Genomic DNA, 15,924 nt, shown 5'->3' on the forward strand with positions numbered 1-15,924 from the left:
CTCCAGACGCAATTGGACACGCGCGCCAATATAGCGAAGCGTTCAGCCCATGTGGGCAGTCATCACTCGGCGCTGATATGGGCCGCCTGCACGATGCGGCGGTTGCGCTCCAGCGCGGAAGCGATCTGGGCGCGAAAGGCCTCGGGCGTGTCGGCGGCAGGCTCCATGCCCAGCTCTTTCAGGCGCGCCAACAGGGCCGGGTCGCGCAGCGCGGCGGTGGCCGCATCCAGCAGCTTCTTCTGCACCGCCGCCGGGGTCCTGGCCGGTGCGACGATGCCGAACCAGGTGATGGCCAGTTCGTTGAGATCGGCGTGGCCCAACTCCTTCAGGGTCGGCACCTCGGGCAAGGCCTCGAGCCGGCGATGCGCGCCGACGGCAAAGGGGATCAGCTTGCCGCTCTTGATGTAGGCGGCCGACGATGGGTACTGGTCGGTCGCCACCTGGGTGTCGCCGGCCAGCACCGCCGTCATCGCCGGAGCCATGCCGCGGTAGGGAACGTGGCGCAGCTTGATCTTCAGATCGGCGTTCATCGCCTCGATGATCAGGTGGCTGATCGAGCCGGGGCCGGAGGAACCCATGTTGTAGGCGTCGGGCTTGGCGCGCACTTCGGCCAGCACCTGCCGGAAGCTGCGCCCGCCCGGGAAGTCGGGATGCACCATGAACACCGATGGCACGCTGGCCAGCGCGGTGATGGGCGCGAAATCCTTCAGCGGGTCGACCCGGCTGGCCTTGAGCAGGATCGGGTTCACGGCCAGCGTGCTCACGGTGCCGATGCCGATGGTGTAGCCGTCCGGCTCGGCCCTGGCCACGGCTTCGGAGCCGATGGCACCGCCGCCGCCTGCGCGGTTGTCCACCACCACCGCCTGGCCCAGGCTGGCCTGCATCTTGTCGGCCACCAGGCGCGCCACGATGTCGGTGGAACCGCCGGGCGCGAAGGGAACGATCAGCTTGACCGGGCGTTGCGGAAAGGACGAGGTTTCGCCCTGGGCAAAAGCGGGAGTGCCAGCGGCCAGCGCAAGAAGACAGGTTGCAAGGGCCTTGCAGGCCCGGATGAATGGCATGGGAGTTTCCTGGTGGGCGCGAGCACGCGGATGTGCGGCGATGCGCGAATTATCTTGGCCGCCGCCGCTGCCTCGCGCCACAGGCATGACGGACGCGCACCTACAAGCGCTTGGCAACTTGCCTGATCAACGCTGGCCGGCGGGCGCGGGATAGTGGTCCTACAGGCGGCGCGTTGCCGCCTGCTAGCGAACAGGAGAGATCCCCATGACCCCCAGTTCTGAAGTCAGCAGCAATCTCATCTCGTCGGAGCGCGTGGAAGGGACCAAGGTCTTTGCCACCAGCGGCGACAAGCTCGGCTCCATCGACGACCTGATGATCGACAAGATTTCCGGCCAGGTCCGCTTCGCCGTGCTGGAGTTCGGCGGCGTGCTGGGCATCGGTACCGATCGCTACCCGGTGCCCTGGAGCATGCTGGACTACGACCCGGCACGCGAAGGCTACGTGGTGCCGCTGGACAAGGACACCATCCGCAACGCACCGCGCTACGGCAAGGACGAACTGCGCGATTACGACCCCGAGTACAGCCGCGACATCAACAGCTATTACGGCGTCGGCCCGCTCTGAGTGCGTGGGGCCAGCCGATGGCGGCGGCGAGCGCACGCGCTGCTTGCGCGGTAGCGCTATCAGCATCATAAAATGCGCGCATGAGCCAGCCCGACAGCGCCGCCCCCGCCATTCGACGCACGCGCCGCGGCAGCGGCGCGGTCACCTTGCACGACGTGGCCAAGCTGGCCGGCGTGGCACCCATCACCGCCTCGCGCGCGCTCAGTTCGCCCAAGCAGGTCTCGCCCGAAGTCCTCCAGCGCGTGACGGAGGCGGTCAGCAAGACCGGCTACGTTCGCAACGGGCTGGCGGGCAGCCTGGCCTCGACGCGCAGCCGCTTGGTGGCCGCGGTGGTGCCCACCATCAGCGGACCAGTGTTCCTGCAGACCATCCAGGCCCTGACCCAGGCGCTGGCCGAGTCAGGCTACCAGCTGATGCTGGGCCAGAGCGGCTATGTCGATTCGCGCGAAGACGCCCTGCTCGAAGCCATCATCGGCCGCCGTCCCGACGGCATCGTGCTGACCGGCATCATGCATTCAGCCGAGGGCCGCAAGCGCCTGGTGGCCGCCGGCATTCCGGTGGTGGAAACCTGGGACCTGACGCCCACCCCGCTGGACATGCTGGTGGGTTTCTCGCACGCCAACGTGGGCGGCGCAGTGGCCGATTACCTGCGCAAGAAGGGGCGCCGACGCCTGGCCGTGATCGCCGGTGACGACGAACGCTCGGGCCGGCGCCTGCATGCCTTCGAGGAGGCGGCCCGTGCGGCCCGGTTGCCGGCGGTGCTCACGATCACCGTGCCCGCCCCCACCACCCTCAAGAGCGGCCGCCAGGCCCTGGCCGAGCTGCTGGAATCGGGCAGCAAGTTCGACGCGGTGTTCTGCAGCTCCGACCTCTTGGCCCTGGGCGTGCTGACCGAGGCGCGCGCGCGCGGCATCGCGGTGCCGGAGCAGCTGGCCGTGGTGGGCTTCGGCGACCTGGAATTTGCCGCCGACCTGGCGCCCTCGCTCACCTCGGTGCGCATCGACGGCCAGGCCATCGGCCGCCAGGCCGCGCGTTTCATCATCGAGCGCGCCGAAGGCCGCACGCCCGCGTCACCGGTGGTCGACGTGGGCTTCCAGATCATCGAGCGCGCCAGCGCCTGACCCCCGGCCTGCCGCGGGTTTGCCCCTAGGCGCAGCCGCTTGACGCCGCGAACGGTAGCGCTACCATATGAAGCACCAATGGTAGCGCTATCACGCACGACGATGTGATGCACCAGCCGTCCACTGCAACCCTCGATTTCCCGCGGAGACACCCCATGCTGAAGAAGCTCGTTTGCACCCTGGCGCTCGCTGCCGCCAGTGCCGCCCAAGCCCAGGCCTGGCCCACCAAGCCCGTCACCCTGCTGGTGCCCTTCCCGCCGGGTGGCTCCACCGACATGGTGGCGCGCGCCATCGGCCCGAAGCTGGCGACGGCGCTGAACCAGACCTTCGTGGTCGACAACAAGGCCGGTGCCACCGGCACCATCGGCGCCGCCCAGGTCAAGCGATCGGCGCCCGACGGCAGTACCTTCCTGGTCACCTCGCTCGGGCCGCTGGTGATCGCGCCGCACCTCATCAAGGGCATGCAGTACGACCCGCTGAAGGACTTCGACACCATCACAGTGGCGGTGCAGGCGCCCAACGTGCTGGTGGTGCCGGCCTCCTCGCCGCACAAGAGCGTGGCCGAGGTGATCGAGTTCGAGAAGAAGAACCCGGCCAAGATGACCTTCGGGTCCTCCGGCAACGGCTCCAGCGACCACCTGACGGCCGAGCTGTTCTGGCAGCAGACTGGCACTTCGGGCCTGCATGTCCCCTACAAGGGCGGCGCCCCGGCCATCGCCGACCTGCTGGGCGGCCAGGTCGATGCCTCTTTCCAGAACGTGAACGCCGTGGTGCAGCACATCAAGGCCGGCAAGCTCAAGGCCCTGGCCGTGACGGGCGACAAGCGCTCGCCGGTGCTGCCCGAGGTGCCCACCATGGCAGAGGCCGGCGTGAAGGGCGTGGAGGTCTATTCCTGGCAGGCCGTCGTGGCGCCCAAGGGCCTTCCCGCCGACGTGCGCAGCAAGGCGCACGCTGCCATGGTCGCCGCCATCAACGATCCGGCCGTGAAGCAGCAGTTCACCAGCATCGGCCTGGAGATCGTGGCCAACACGCCCGAGCAGTTCGCCACCTTCCAGCAGCAGGAATATGCGCGCTGGAAAAAGGTGATCGAGACCGGCAAGATCACCATCGACTGATCCGCCCGACCGCCCCTTCCTGTCACACACCGCATCGTCATGCCTTCGTCCTCCTCCACGCCCACCATCACCGCCCTGCGCGCGATTCCAGTCGCCGGCCGCGACAGCATGCTGCTCAACCTGAGCGGCGCGCACGGTCCCTTCTTCACCCGCAACCTGCTGGTGCTCACCGACTCCGCCGGCCACACCGGCGTGGGCGAAGTGCCTGGGGGCGAGAAGATCCGCCAGACCCTGGAAGATGCGGCTGCCCTGGTGGTCGGTCAGCCCATCGGCGCCCACCAGCGCGTGCTGCAGCAGGTGCAAAAGGCCTTTGCCGACCGCGACAGCGGCGGCCGCGGCCTGCAGACCTTCGACCTGCGAACCACCATCCATGCGGTGACCGCCATCGAATCGGCCCTGCTCGATCTCTTGGGCCAGCATCTCGATGTGCCGGTGGCCGCGTTGCTGGGCGAGGGCCAGCAGCGCGATGCGGTCGAGATGCTGGGCTACCTGTTCTACGTGGGCGACCGGCGCAAGACCGACCTGCCGTACGTCGATTGCGCCAGCGAGCCCGATGCCGGCAACGACTGGTTCCGCCTGCGCCACGAAGAAGCGATGACGCCGCAAGCCATCGTCCGCCTGGCCGAGGCCGCACGCGAGAAGTACGGCTTCAACGACTTCAAGCTCAAGGGCGGCGTGCTGCGCGGCGAGGAAGAAGTGGAAGCGGTGACGGCCCTGCACGAGCGCTTCCCGCAGGCCCGCGTCACGCTCGACCCGAACGGCGGCTGGCTGCTGAAAGACGCCATCCGCCTGATGCGCGACATGCGCGGCGTGGTGGCCTACGCCGAAGACCCCTGCGGCGCCGAAGAGGGTTTTTCCGGCCGCGAGGTGATGGCGGAGTTCCGCCGCGCCACCGGCCTGCCGACCGCCACCAACATGGTCGCGACCGACTGGCGGCAGATGGTGCATGCGCTGTCGCTGCAGTCGGTCGACATCCCGCTGGCCGACCCGCACTTCTGGACCATGGCCGGTTCGGTGCGGGTGGCGCAGACCTGCCGCGACTGGGGCCTGACCTGGGGCTCGCACTCCAACAACCACTTCGACATCTCGCTGGCCATGTTCACCCACGTGGGCGCCGCCGCGCCGGGCCGCGTGACGGCGATCGACACGCACTGGATCTGGCAGGACGGCCAGCGCCTGACCCGGGAGCCGCTGCAGATCGTCGGCGGCCACGTGCAGGTGCCGAAGAAGCCCGGCCTGGGCATCGAGCTGGACATGGCCGAGGTCGAGAAGGCGCATCAGCTGTACCTGCAGCATGGCCTCGGTTCGCGCGATGATGCGGTGGCCATGCAGGCGCTCGTGCCCGGCTGGAAGTTCGATCCCAAGCGCCCGGCCTTCGTGCGCTAGACAAGAAGCCAAGCAACCACACAGGAGCCACCCCATGAGAACAAACCGCCTGCGCGAAATCTGGGCATCCGGTGGCGCTGCCGTCAACGGCTGGCTGGCCATTCCCAATTCCTTCTCGGCCGAGACCATGGCCCACCAGGGCTGGGACAGCCTGACCATCGACCTGCAGCACGGCGTGACCGACTACCAGGCGATGCTGGGCATGCTGCAGGCGATCTCGACCACGCCCACCGTGCCGGTGGTGCGCGTGCCCTGGCTGGAGCCGGGCATCCTGATGAAGGCGCTGGACGCTGGCGCCTATGGCGTGATCTGCCCCATGGTCAACACCCGCGAGGACGCGCAGAACCTGGTGGCCTGGACGCACTACGCACCGCAGGGGACGCGCAGCTTCGGCCCGATCCGCGCCCTGCTCTATGGCGGCGCCGACTACCCGCAGCATGCCAACGACACCATCGTCACCTTCGCCATGATCGAGACGGCCAAGGCGCTGGACAACCTGGACGCCATCATGTCCGTGGAAGGGTTGGACGCGGTCTACATCGGCCCTTCGGACCTGTCTCTGGCGCTGGGCTGCCGGCCGGTGTTCGACGATGTCGATCCACCCGTGCAGCAGGCCATCGACCACATCCTGGAACGCGCCAAGGCGCACGGCCTGGTGGCCGGCGTGCACAACGGCGACCCGGCGGTGGCGCTCGCACGCATCGCCAAGGGCTTCCAGTTCGTCACCGTCGGCTCCGACGCGCGGCTGATGGCGGCTGGCGCGCAGCAGGCCATCGCGCGCATGCGCGCCGGCGGCTCGACGCCCAAGCCCTCACCCGCAGCGGGCAGCGCCAGCTACTAGGGCCCTAATCCACTTCCACTTCCACTCAAAGGAGAAGCTATGAACATCGGCTTTATCGGCCTCGGAATCATGGGCGCGCCGATGGCGCTGCACCTGGAAAACGCCGGCCACCAACTCTTCGTCAAGACGCGCAGCAAGGTGCCCGACAGCATTGCGGCCTCCAAAGCCAAGGTCTGTGCCGGCGCGCAAGAGGTGGCGCGCCAATCCGAGATCATCTTCCTCATGGTGCCGGACACGCCCGACGTGGAGGCGGTGCTGTTCGGCGAAGGGGGCGTCGCGGCCGGGCTCGAGGCTGGGGGCGGCGGCACGCGCAAGGTGGTGGTCGACATGAGCTCGATCTCTCCGATCGCCACCAAGGGCTTTGCCAAAAAGATCAACGAGGCCGGCGCCGACTACATGGACGCGCCGGTGTCGGGCGGCGAAGTGGGCGCCAAGGCGGCGAGCCTCACCATCATGTGCGGCGCCGAGCCCGCGGTGTTCGAGAAGGTGCGGCCCTTGCTCGAGAAGATGGGCAAGAACATCACCCTGGTGGGCGGCGTCGGCGACGGCCAGACGACCAAGGTGGCCAATCAGATCATCGTGGCGCTCAACATCGCGGCGGTCAGCGAGGCGCTGGTGTTCGCCAGCAAGGCCGGCGCCGACCCGGCCAAGGTGCGCCAGGCGCTGATGGGCGGCTTTGCCTCCTCGCGCATCCTGGAAGTGCATGGCGAGCGCATGATCAAGCGCACCTTCAATCCGGGCTTTCGCATCAAGCTGCACCAGAAGGACCTGAACCTGGCTCTGCAGGGCGCGCGCGAACTGGGCGTGGCCCTGCCGCAGACCGCCAATGCGGCGCAGCTGATGCAGAGCGTGGCCGCCAACGGCATGGGCGATCTGGATCACTCGGCGCTGGTGCGCGCGCTGGAGCTCATGGCCAACCACGAGGTCGCCAAGGGCGACTGACTACTGGGAGCCTGGCTCCCAGGCCGCGGCGCCGCCTTCCAGCGCGCGCCGGGCCATGAGAAAGGCTGCCGCGTTCCAGCTCTGGCCGGCCATGCCCATCGGTGCCAGGCTGCGGCCGTGGAACCACTCGGTGAAGCGCCAGTCGTCCAGCGCATTGGCGCGTGCCAGCTGCGCCAGCGCGTGCCATGCCTGTTGCGGCTGGCCGATGCGCGCCAGCACCATCACCCAGAAGCCGCCGACGAAAGGCCACAGGCCACCGTTGTGGTACTGGTGCAGGATGTTCTGCCGATGCCGCGCCATGTAGGGGCGCCACAGCGGATGCTGGTCCGCCAGCGGATGCAGCACCACCCGCACCGGATAGGGCTCGCAGGCTCGGGCCGTATCGATCGTGCGCACGATGCGGCGCGCCATGGTGCTGTCGGCCAGGCCGCACAGGATGGCCAGCACGTTGCCGAACACGTCGCCTTCGTCGCCGACCACCGACAGATTGACGAAGCTCAGATACAGCGCCGGATCGCGCCGCCCGCGCCGCGCGTAGTGGCGCAGAAGGCGCGCCCGGTGGTACTCGGGCAGGTCGCGCTGGAAGGGGTTGAACAGGTGGTTGAAGTGGTGCTCGGAGGCCTCAGCATGCTCGAGCGCGAAGCGCCGCTTGACCTCGTACCAGAGCGCGTTGCTGTAGAGCACGTAGCCCGAGCGCGGCATGATGTCGGCCCAGTCGCTGGCCTCGTTCTGCTGCACCAGCCGAAAGTGCTGGTGCTCCTGGGCCAGCAGCCAGCCAATGGCCCGCTGCACCTCGTCTTGCCAGTGTGCGGCGCCGACGCGGCCATGGCGCCGCACGTGGTCCACCGCGATCAGCCACCACAAGGTGGCGTCGATGCAGCCCAGGTACCAGAAATCGGCATCGCGCCCTTCGGGGTCGACGTACTTGGGAATCTGCCCGTTGGCCGCCTGCTGCGCCGCCAGCGTGTCCAGGCTGGCCACCGCGCCCTGTTCCAGCGCCGCAACGCCGCTGCCGCACATGGCCATCACGCAGATCGCCGCGTCGCGCCCGAAGATGCGCGTGTAGCGCCGTGCCACCGCGGCCTCGGTGCGGCTGGCCGCCAGGATGCCGTGCGGCGTCAGGTTGCGCGCCAGCAGGTCGAGCGAGGCCTGGGTGCAGTTGTCGATCAGGGCAAGGCTCTGGGGGTCCGGCAGGGTCATGTCTGGCGCTGCCCCGCCCTGCTCCTGGCGCCGCCGCCGCGCGCCAGGTCTTGCGCCACGCGCAGCCGCGTGATGCGCTTGATCAGATCCAGCGGCAGCGGCTGGCCCAGTGCAAAGCGCAGGTTGCCCTTTTCGCCGGCATAGGGCGCCACGGCCTGCTCCAGCGCGGCATCGCCGCGCACCGGCGGATAAAAGCCGATGTGATTCTTGAAGGCAGCGAAGTACACCAGGATGCCGTTCTGCTTGAAGGCCGGAATGCGGTAGCTGATGACCTCGCGCGCGTCCGGGGCGACGGCACGCACCGCCTGGCGCACCTGTTCGAGCTGGTCCTGCACCTCGGGCGCAAAGCCGGCGATGTATTCGTCGATGGTGGTGGGCACGGCCGCGTGCGGCGCCGTCTTTTTCGCGGGCACTCCGGCGGACGATTTCGCACCGCTTCGCAATGTGCTTGGTGTCCCCATGAATGGCAGTCTCATGTGTCGCTGGGCCAAACGAAGGTTAGCAGGATGGCGGCCTGCTGGCACCATGGCGTGCCGCCGTCCATGGAGTTCCCACGCATGCAGGTCCACGAAGCCGTCACCAGCCGCCATTCCATCCGCGCCTTTCTTCCCACGCCGGTGCCGGCCGACACCGTGCGCCAGGTGCTGGCGACGGCCGCGCGTGCGCCGTCGGGCGGCAACCTGCAGCCCTGGCACATCGACGTGCTGGCCGGCGAGCCGCTGGCGCGCTTTCGCGAAACGATGCGCGGGGTGCTGGCTTCCGGCGAGCAACAGGCGCCCGAATACGCGGTCTACCCGCCCGAGCTGCGCGCTCCCTGGCGCGACCGGCGCTTCGAGGTGGGCGAGGCCATGTACGGGCACCTGGGCATCGCGCGCGAGGACAAGGCGGCGCGCCGGCGCTGGTTCGCCAACAACTTCGACTTCTTCGGCGCGCCGCTGGCGCTGTTCTGCAGCGTCGACCGCGGCATGGGGCCGCCGCAATGGTCCGACCTGGGCATGTACCTGCAGACAGTGATGCTGCTCCTGCGCGAGCAGGGCCTGGACAGCTGCGCGCAGGAGTGCTGGTCGATCTATCCGGACACGGTGCGCGAGGCCCTGCAATGGCCCGCTGGGCGCATGCTCTTTTGCGGCATGGCCATCGGTTATCGCGACGCGGCGCATCCGGTGAATGCGCTGGTGTCCAGCCGCGCGCCCGAGGACGAGTGGCTGCGATTTCACGGCCTGTAGTGCGCGGGGTCGGGCGCGCGTTCAGCGAAAGGCCGGCGCCCTCTTCTCCATGTTGGCGCGCACCGCCTCGGCCTGGTTCGCGCTGCCGATCAGGGCCTTCTGCTCCACCGATTCGCGCAGCAGCAGCTCGGCGGCATCGAGGCTGGCCGCGGCATTGAGCAGGCGCTTGCCGGCGCGAATCGCGTCAGGGCTCTTGCCGGCGATGTCGGCGGCCAATTGCAGCGCCTCCTGCAGCGGGTCTTGCGCCAGCCGGGTCGCCAGGCCGATCCGCACGGCCTCCTCGGCCTCGACGATGCGGCCGCTGTAGGTCAGCTCGCGCACCAGGTCGGCGCGCACGAGCTCGCGCATCAGCACCATGCCGCCCATGTCGGGCACCAGGCCCCATTTGATCTCCATCACCGACATCTTGGTGCCGGGCGCCAGCAGGCGGATGTCGGCGCCCAGCGCCACCTGCAGGCCGCCGCCGAAGGCCACGCCGTGCACGGCGGCAATGACCGGCACCGGCACCTCGCGCCATACCATCGCCACCTGCTGCGCGGCATTGGCGATTCCGTGGGTGCGCACCAGCAGGTCAGCGCCGGCGGCGCCCTGGCCCAGCACCTCGCTGCCGCCTGGGCCACCCTTGTCGGCCATGCGAGCGAAAGACTGCATGTCCAGGCCGGCGCAGAAGGCCTTGCCGCGGCCCGCGATGACCACGGCGCGAACACCAGAATCGCTCTTCAGCCGCTCGCCGGCATCGATCAGCGCGTCGAACATGGCCGGGTCCAGCGCGTTCATCTTGTCGGGGCGGGCCAGCGCAAGCTCGACCACGCCGTTTTCGTGGCGGATCCAATCGATGCGGGGCAGGTTCGGGTTGTCCATGTGCGGGTCTCCTTGGATGAGGTTTCGCCAGCGAGTATCTTCGGCAGTTTCGGCCAGCGCCGTCACCGACAGGACCCACAGGACCCGTTCCCCATGCCCATACGAATCGTTCGCCTCGGAACCCCACGCGCGCCTGACGAGGGCGTGCGCATCGGCACCGTTCGCCGCCCGCCGCGGGGCGTGCCCAAGGCGCAGTTTGCGGCGCAGGACTGGTATGACGTCTGGTACCCCAACCTGGCTCCGTCAGCCGAGACCATGAAGCTCGGCCAGGAGGCAAAGACGCCGGCAGAGTGGAACGCCTTTGCCCGCAAGTACCGCAGCGAAATGGGCGAGGCAGACGCCAGCCGCAGCCTGGACCTGCTGGCTGCCCTGTCGCATGCCAGCGCCATGTCGATGGGCTGCTATTGCGAGAACGAGGCGCACTGCCACCGTTCCGTCCTGCGCGCCCTGCTGGCCGAGCGCGGCGCCGCCATCTTTGTGAACGACAAGGACGAGACATCCGCATGACGACGACAACCACAACCACAACCCCGACCCAAGCCACGCTGACCGGCGTGCGCGTGCTGAGCCTGGCGCTCAACCTGCCGGGCCCCGCCGCGCTGATGCGTTGCCATCGCATGGGCGCCACCTGCACCAAGCTGGAAGCGCCGCCGCCGGAAGGCAGCCGATCCAGCGATCCGATGGGCGCCTACAACCGCGGCGCCTACGAGGCCTTGCACGAGGGCGTGGAGATCGTGCATGCCAACCTCAAGACCGCCGACGGCCAGGCCGCGCTGCACGCGCACCTTGCGCAGACCGATGTGCTGATCACGTCCTTTCGCCCCTCGGCCTCGGCCAAGCTGGGCGTGGACTGGGCCAGCCTGCAGCCACGCCACCCGCGCCTGTCGCTGGTGGAGATCGTCGGCGCCCCGGGCGCTCGCGCCGACGAGCCGGGCCACGACCTCACCTACGTGGCCGAAAGCGGCCTGGTCCCCGGACTGGAGTTGCCGCCCACGCTGTACGCGGACATGGCCGGCTCGGTGATGGCCAGCGAAGCCGTGCTGCAGGCGCTGGTGCAGCGCGCCGTGAGCGGCCGCGGCGCCCACATCGAGGTGGCGCTGTCGGCGGCCGCCGACTACCTGGCCCTGCCGCGCCATTGGGGGCTGACCCAGCGCACCGGCGCGGTCGGCGGCGCGCATGCGGGCTATCGCGTCTACCCTTGCGCCGACGGGCGGGTGGCGGTGGCCGCGCTGGAGCCGCATTTCGCCCAGCGCCTGTGCGCGGCGGCCGGCGTGGACGCCGCCGATGCGCAGGGCCACAACGCCATGTTCCGCTCGTCCACCCATGCGGCGGTGGGCGCCTACCTGCACGGGCGCAGTTGCGCCGAGCTGGACGAACTGGCGGTGGCGCAAGATATACCGCTGTTCACCATGCCGGACGACGGCCAATGACAGCACATTCATTGGCGAGAACTATTTAATTAAGTGCAGCGGCCGGCGCAATTCTCCGGAAAGCCTGCTGCGCGAATTCACGCAAGCAGGACCGCTGCCAATTCACCAGTTTCGAATTGCGCCCGCCCCCCGAAAACCGGCCGAAGTCCAAGGTAAGCAGCGTCTTGGCGACACCCTCTGGTGCAGCCTTAAATCGAAGGATTTAAGTTCCGACAGTGCATTGCAATTTCTTTTGCAAAGTCATTGAATTGACGTGCAGTAACGCTTTGCAACATTCATACTGGCGGCCTGCATAAGAGGAATTTTGACGATGACTTCATTGCGAGACGAATTCGTTCAGGCGGTGCGCGCCCTCGAGTCCGCTTATCTCGCCGACAAGTTGGCCTACGTCGGTCTGAACCGGCGCAGCAAGGACTTCTGGGCGCTGCAGCCGCCCAAGTCGTGGCCCAACACCGCCGACTTCGCGCCCTGGCTGCACGCGCGCCAGCGCCTGCTGGCGGCCGAGGCGCGTGTCATCGAACTGCTGCGCAAGCGCTGCGCCGAGATCAACGCACGGCGCCAGCGGCGCCAGGCCCTGCGCAAGATCGCCTGCGCGCCCTATGTGGAGCAACAGGCAGAAACGGTGCCTGACGAGTTGCACCTGTCCAATTTTCTCACCCTGAAGAACTTCGAAGCGCCGACCCTGGCGCCCTTCCTGCGCGTGCACTGAGGGACCGTCCGGCCCGGGTGGCCGGCGACCGATCAAGGACGCACAGGCGCCGCACTGCGGTCGGCCCGCTTGATCGCCAGGTAGGTCGCGCGGTCGATCTCATGCAGCTGGCGCGGATAGCGTTCCGAGCCCGCGTACCAGTTCTCCAGGCGGCGCTCGGCCTGCTGGGCCGGCGACGCGCGCATGGCGTCCAGGTAGGCCTCCACTGTGAGGAAGTAGCGCACCGCGTTGCGCTCGACCAGCCCGCGCAGGCCGCGGATGTAGTCGGGCCCGTCCTGGGCGCTCTGCCCGAGCACGGTGAAGCCCACCTTGTGGCGGCCGAAGGTGGCCAGGTAGGCCTGCGTGGCCATGCGGGCCAGTGCCGTGTGCTGGTAGGAATAGCTGAAGTGCAGGAAGCTCTTGTCCGTGCCCGGCAGCGCCACGGCCTCCAGCCGGACCTGGTGCGAGCTGGTGCCCATGGGACCGGATTCGGAACTCAGTTCGACCACCAGGTAGTCGGGCGCGCCGCGGTCGACGCGCACCGCCAGCGGCAGGATGAAGGCCGACTCCACGGACAAGTCGTAGCGGCGCACCACCGCCAGCTCCAGGGCCGGCGCACCGCCCTCGCCCTTGATGAGCTTGCAGCGCCGATTGTTGACATGCAGCAGCAGCATCTCGCACCAATGCGAGGGCTGCGCCAGCGCCTGCGCGACCTGCGCAAAGGGCTGTTCGACCTCGGCAAAGACTTCGCCGCGCAGGCCTTCGGGCAGTTCCTCCGACTCGATCAGCAGCGGACGGCCCAGGACACTGGCGGCAAGCTGGCTTTGCAGGGCGCTATGACGGGTCAGCAGCGCCTCGGCGCGCGGACTGGCCTGGGCCAGCGCATGCGCGGCGAGCAACGGGTACGCGATGGAAAGCGCCAGCAGCCAGCGCAGGCATCGGCTTCCAAAAAAGAGGAAATCGAGCTGCGCGCCGCGCACGTCGTGCTTACCTGGCGCCCTTGCGCAGCGGCTTGGCGCCGGGCTTCGGCCGGGGCGTCGCGCCGGCACCCGTGTCGCGCGGCGGCAGGCCGGTGTGCTGCGTCAGCAGGCGTCCCTTGGGCGGCGGCGTGCCCGGACGCTTGGCAGCGGTGGCCACCGTGCTGGCCGCGGCGCTGGAATTTTTGCGTCGTGCACTCTGGTAGCTGCCGTCGGTGAGGGGCTGCCAGCTCGGGATCAGGTGGTGCTTGCCATTGCCGATCAGGTCGGCGCGGCCCATGGACTTGAGCGCCTCGCGCAAGAGCGGCCAGTTGTTGGCGTCGTGGTAGCGCAGGAAGGCCTTGTGCAGGCGCCGGCGCTTTTCGCCGCGCACGATGTCCACCGCTTCGCTGTCGCGCGTGATCTTGCGCAGCGGGTTCCTGTTGGAGTGGTACATCGCGGTGGCGGTGGCCATCGGCGAGGGATAGAAGGTTTGCACCTGGTCGGCCCGAAAGCCGTTCTTCTTGAGCCAGACGGCGAGGTTCATCATGTCCTCGTCGCTGGTGCCCGGATGCGCCGCGATGAAGTAGGGGATGAGGTACTGCTTCTTGCCCGCCTCGGCGCTGTACTTCTCGAACATCTGCTTGAACTTGTCGTAGCTGCCGATGCCCGGCTTCATCATCTTCGACAAGGGGCCCTGCTCGGTGTGCTCGGGCGCGATCTTCAAATAGCCGCCCACGTGATGCTGCACCAGCTCCTTCACGTATTCGGGCGACTGCACCGCCAGGTCGTAGCGCAGGCCGGAGCCAATCAGGATCTTCTTGATGCCCTTGAGCGCACGGGCACGGCGGTAGATCTTGATGAGCGGGTCGTGGTTGGTGTTGAGGTTCTGGCAGATGCCCGGGTACACGCAGCTGGGCTTGCGGCAGGCGGACTCGATCTCGGGCGACTTGCAGCCGATGCGGTACATGTTGGCCGTGGGGCCGCCCAGGTCGGAGATGGTGCCGGTGAAGCCCTTGACCGAGTCGCGGATCGCCTCGACCTCGCGAATGATGGAATCCTCGGAGCGGCTCTGGATGATGCGGCCCTCGTGCTCGGTGATCGAGCAGAAGGTGCAGCCGCCGAAGCAGCCGCGCATGATGTTCACGCTGAAGCGGATCATTTCCCAGGCCGGGATCTTGGTCGCGCCGTCGTGGCCGCCCTGCTCATCGGCGTAGCGCGGATGCGGGCTGCGCGCGTACGGCAGGTCGAACACGTGGTCCATCTCGGCCGTGGTCAGCGGGATGGGCGGCGGGTTGATCCAGACGTCGCGCGCGATGGTGCCTTCGCCATGCGTCTGCACCAGGGCACGGGCGTTGCCGGGGTTGGTCTCCAGGTGCAGCACGCGGTTGGCGTGGGCGTAGAGCACCGGGTCGGCACGCACCTGCTCGTAGGAAGGCAGCCGGATCACCGAGCGGTCGCGCGGCGGGACCTTGTGCGTGCCCTTGCCCTGCAGGGCCGGGTTGGGCACGAAGGTGATGGGCTTGATCGCCGGATTGGCGACATTGGCGGCATCGGCCACCGCCTGCGCCTCGTCCTCGCGGGCGCAGCTCGCGCCCTGGGCCTTGGCCTGCTCCGACACCATGAGGTAGGGGTTCACATGGGCTTCGACCCGGCCCGGCTCGTCCACGCTGGTGGAATCGATCTCGAACCAGCCTTCAGGCGATTCGCGCCGCACGAAGGCGGTGCCGCGCACGTCGGTGATGTGCGCCACCGGCTCGCGCGCCGCCAGGCGATGCGCGATCTCGACGATGGCGCGCTCGGCATTGCCGTACAGCAGCAGGTCGCACTTGGCGTCGACCACGACGGAGCGGCGCACCTTGTCCGACCAATAGTCGTAGTGCGCGATGCGGCGCAGCGAGCCTTCGATGCCGCCCAGCACGATGGGCACCTCGTTCCAGGCTTCGCGGCAGCGCTGCGAATAGACGATGGCCGCGCGGTCCGGCCGCGCGCCGCCGACGTCGCCGGGGGTGTAGGCATCGTCGCTGCGGATCTTCCGGTCGGCGGTGTACCGGTTGATCATGGAATCCATGTTGCCGGAGGTCACGCCGAAAAAGAGGTTTGGCTTGCCCAGTGCCTTGAAGGGCTCGGCGCTTTGCCAATCCGGCTGGGCAATGATGCCCACGCGAAAGCCCTGCGCCTCCAGCATGCGGCCGATCACGGCCATGCCGAAGCTCGGGTGGTCGACATAGGCATCGCCCGTCACCAGCACGATGTCGCAGCTGTCCCAGCCGAGCGCGTCCATCTCCGCCCGCGAGGTGGGCAGGAACTTGGCCGTTCCGAAACGCGCAGCCCAGTATTTGCGGTAACTGGTCAGCGGCTTGGCGGCGCGCGTGAAGAACGAGACGTCGACGGGGGCGTTCATGTGGGGAGTTTCTGGCGTGTGGCATGGACACGCCTTGGCGGGCAACCTTTCATTTTAGGGTTTTCCACAGGTTTTGTCCCGCATGGCCCTGTCCCGCCGCCTGGCATCGGCGCGCCAATTGATTGCCT

General features: G+C 68.3%; 16 protein-coding genes. 10 read left to right on the plus strand and 6 right to left on the minus strand.

The genetic code is table 11. From position 1 onward, the window contains the following. Nucleotides 1-62: 62 nt before the first annotated feature. Nucleotides 63-1,061 (minus strand): Bug family tripartite tricarboxylate transporter substrate binding protein, encoded by a 999-nt coding sequence (locus ACIPRI_RS22740; protein WP_446623762.1) that lies wholly within the window; start codon nucleotides 1,059-1,061, stop codon nucleotides 63-65. 205 nt (nucleotides 1,062-1,266) lie between these two features. Between ACIPRI_RS22740 and ACIPRI_RS22745 the strand changes: the two genes are divergently transcribed. The 6 genes from ACIPRI_RS22745 to ACIPRI_RS22770 all read left to right on the plus strand — a co-directional run bounded on the left by ACIPRI_RS22745 (nucleotide 1,267) and on the right by ACIPRI_RS22770 (nucleotide 7,031). Then, nucleotides 1,267-1,626 carry a PRC-barrel domain-containing protein gene (locus ACIPRI_RS22745; RefSeq protein WP_446623763.1) on the plus strand — a complete coding sequence of 120 codons (360 nt, stop codon included), beginning with the start codon at nucleotides 1,267-1,269 and terminating at the stop codon, nucleotides 1,624-1,626. 80 nt (nucleotides 1,627-1,706) lie between these two features. Then, on the plus strand, nucleotides 1,707-2,747 hold the full coding sequence (locus tag ACIPRI_RS22750; protein ID WP_446623764.1) for a LacI family DNA-binding transcriptional regulator: 1,041 nt from the start codon (nucleotides 1,707-1,709) through the stop codon (nucleotides 2,745-2,747). Nucleotides 2,748-2,902: 155 nt separating this feature from the next. Further along, nucleotides 2,903-3,862 (plus strand): Bug family tripartite tricarboxylate transporter substrate binding protein, encoded by a 960-nt coding sequence (locus ACIPRI_RS22755; protein WP_446623765.1) that lies wholly within the window; start codon nucleotides 2,903-2,905, stop codon nucleotides 3,860-3,862. Nucleotides 3,863-3,901: 39 nt separating this feature from the next. Beyond that, nucleotides 3,902-5,248, plus strand: coding sequence for a glucarate dehydratase (gudD, locus tag ACIPRI_RS22760; protein WP_446623766.1), 1,347 nt, complete (start codon nucleotides 3,902-3,904; stop codon nucleotides 5,246-5,248). 34 nt (nucleotides 5,249-5,282) lie between these two features. Then, nucleotides 5,283-6,089, plus strand: a complete 807-nt coding sequence (locus ACIPRI_RS22765; RefSeq protein WP_446623767.1) for an HpcH/HpaI aldolase family protein — start codon at nucleotides 5,283-5,285, stop codon at nucleotides 6,087-6,089. 39 nt (nucleotides 6,090-6,128) lie between these two features. After that, nucleotides 6,129-7,031, plus strand: coding sequence for a 2-hydroxy-3-oxopropionate reductase (locus ACIPRI_RS22770; RefSeq protein WP_446623768.1), 903 nt, complete (start codon nucleotides 6,129-6,131; stop codon nucleotides 7,029-7,031). Here the strand turns inward: ACIPRI_RS22770 and ACIPRI_RS22775 are convergent, their stop codons facing one another. Together ACIPRI_RS22775 and ACIPRI_RS22780 are read right to left on the minus strand one after the other, a co-directional pair. Beyond that, nucleotides 7,032-8,231 (minus strand): amylo-alpha-1,6-glucosidase, encoded by a 1,200-nt coding sequence (locus ACIPRI_RS22775; protein WP_446623769.1) that lies wholly within the window; start codon nucleotides 8,229-8,231, stop codon nucleotides 7,032-7,034. Next, entirely contained in the window at nucleotides 8,228-8,611 is a 384-nt protein-coding gene (locus ACIPRI_RS22780; protein ID WP_446623770.1) for an iron chaperone, read from the minus strand. The genes ACIPRI_RS22775 and ACIPRI_RS22780 overlap by 4 nt, the downstream gene beginning before the upstream one ends. A 177-nt stretch (nucleotides 8,612-8,788) precedes the next feature. Between ACIPRI_RS22780 and ACIPRI_RS22785 the strand changes: the two genes are divergently transcribed. Continuing rightward, a complete protein-coding gene (locus ACIPRI_RS22785) occupies nucleotides 8,789-9,457 on the plus strand; it encodes a nitroreductase (RefSeq protein ID WP_446623771.1) in 669 nt (222 codons plus the stop codon). Between the two features lie 21 nt (nucleotides 9,458-9,478). Here the strand turns inward: ACIPRI_RS22785 and ACIPRI_RS22790 are convergent, their stop codons facing one another. Beyond that, nucleotides 9,479-10,318, minus strand: a complete 840-nt coding sequence (locus ACIPRI_RS22790; RefSeq protein ID WP_446623772.1) for a crotonase/enoyl-CoA hydratase family protein — start codon at nucleotides 10,316-10,318, stop codon at nucleotides 9,479-9,481. A gap of 93 nt (nucleotides 10,319-10,411) precedes the next feature. Here ACIPRI_RS22790 and ACIPRI_RS22795 point away from each other — a divergent pair, with 93 nt between their 5' ends. From ACIPRI_RS22795 to ACIPRI_RS22805, 3 genes are all read left to right on the plus strand, one after another. Then, entirely contained in the window at nucleotides 10,412-10,825 is a 414-nt protein-coding gene (locus tag ACIPRI_RS22795) for a DUF488 domain-containing protein (RefSeq protein WP_446623773.1), read from the plus strand. After that, complete coding sequence (locus ACIPRI_RS22800; protein WP_446623774.1) at nucleotides 10,822-11,748, plus strand: CoA transferase; 927 nt, start codon at nucleotides 10,822-10,824, stop codon at nucleotides 11,746-11,748. The genes ACIPRI_RS22795 and ACIPRI_RS22800 overlap by 4 nt, the downstream gene beginning before the upstream one ends. A 310-nt stretch (nucleotides 11,749-12,058) precedes the next feature. Further along, entirely contained in the window at nucleotides 12,059-12,457 is a 399-nt protein-coding gene (locus ACIPRI_RS22805) for a hypothetical protein (protein ID WP_446623775.1), read from the plus strand. Between the two features lie 32 nt (nucleotides 12,458-12,489). On the opposite strand, the gene ACIPRI_RS22810 is transcribed toward ACIPRI_RS22805, so the two are convergent. Continuing rightward, a complete protein-coding gene (locus tag ACIPRI_RS22810) occupies nucleotides 12,490-13,416 on the minus strand; it encodes a hypothetical protein (protein ID WP_446623776.1) in 927 nt (308 codons plus the stop codon). A 7-nt stretch (nucleotides 13,417-13,423) separates the two neighbouring features. Next, the gene (locus ACIPRI_RS22815) at nucleotides 13,424-15,796 is read right to left on the minus strand and encodes a YgiQ family radical SAM protein (RefSeq protein WP_446623777.1); all 2,373 of its coding nucleotides are present in this window, start codon (nucleotides 15,794-15,796) and stop codon (nucleotides 13,424-13,426) included. Nucleotides 15,797-15,924 lie beyond the last annotated feature (128 nt).

Source organism: Variovorax sp. LARHSF232 (genome assembly GCF_052871435.1).

Coding starts and splice junctions, on each gene's coding strand:
- ACIPRI_RS22740 (WP_446623762.1), bottom strand. CDS start 1,061: ATGCCATTCATCCGGGCCTGCAAGGCCCTTGCAACCTGTCTTCTTGCG.
- ACIPRI_RS22745 (WP_446623763.1), top strand. CDS start 1,267: ATGACCCCCAGTTCTGAAGTCAGCAGCAATCTCATCTCGTCGGAGCGC.
- ACIPRI_RS22750 (WP_446623764.1), top strand. CDS start 1,707: ATGAGCCAGCCCGACAGCGCCGCCCCCGCCATTCGACGCACGCGCCGC.
- ACIPRI_RS22755 (WP_446623765.1), top strand. CDS start 2,903: ATGCTGAAGAAGCTCGTTTGCACCCTGGCGCTCGCTGCCGCCAGTGCC.
- gudD (WP_446623766.1), top strand. CDS start 3,902: ATGCCTTCGTCCTCCTCCACGCCCACCATCACCGCCCTGCGCGCGATT.
- ACIPRI_RS22765 (WP_446623767.1), top strand. CDS start 5,283: ATGAGAACAAACCGCCTGCGCGAAATCTGGGCATCCGGTGGCGCTGCC.
- ACIPRI_RS22770 (WP_446623768.1), top strand. CDS start 6,129: ATGAACATCGGCTTTATCGGCCTCGGAATCATGGGCGCGCCGATGGCG.
- ACIPRI_RS22775 (WP_446623769.1), bottom strand. CDS start 8,231: ATGACCCTGCCGGACCCCCAGAGCCTTGCCCTGATCGACAACTGCACC.
- ACIPRI_RS22785 (WP_446623771.1), top strand. CDS start 8,789: ATGCAGGTCCACGAAGCCGTCACCAGCCGCCATTCCATCCGCGCCTTT.
- ACIPRI_RS22790 (WP_446623772.1), bottom strand. CDS start 10,318: ATGGACAACCCGAACCTGCCCCGCATCGATTGGATCCGCCACGAAAAC.
- ACIPRI_RS22795 (WP_446623773.1), top strand. CDS start 10,412: ATGCCCATACGAATCGTTCGCCTCGGAACCCCACGCGCGCCTGACGAG.
- ACIPRI_RS22800 (WP_446623774.1), top strand. CDS start 10,822: ATGACGACGACAACCACAACCACAACCCCGACCCAAGCCACGCTGACC.
- ACIPRI_RS22805 (WP_446623775.1), top strand. CDS start 12,059: ATGACTTCATTGCGAGACGAATTCGTTCAGGCGGTGCGCGCCCTCGAG.
- ACIPRI_RS22815 (WP_446623777.1), bottom strand. CDS start 15,796: ATGAACGCCCCCGTCGACGTCTCGTTCTTCACGCGCGCCGCCAAGCCG.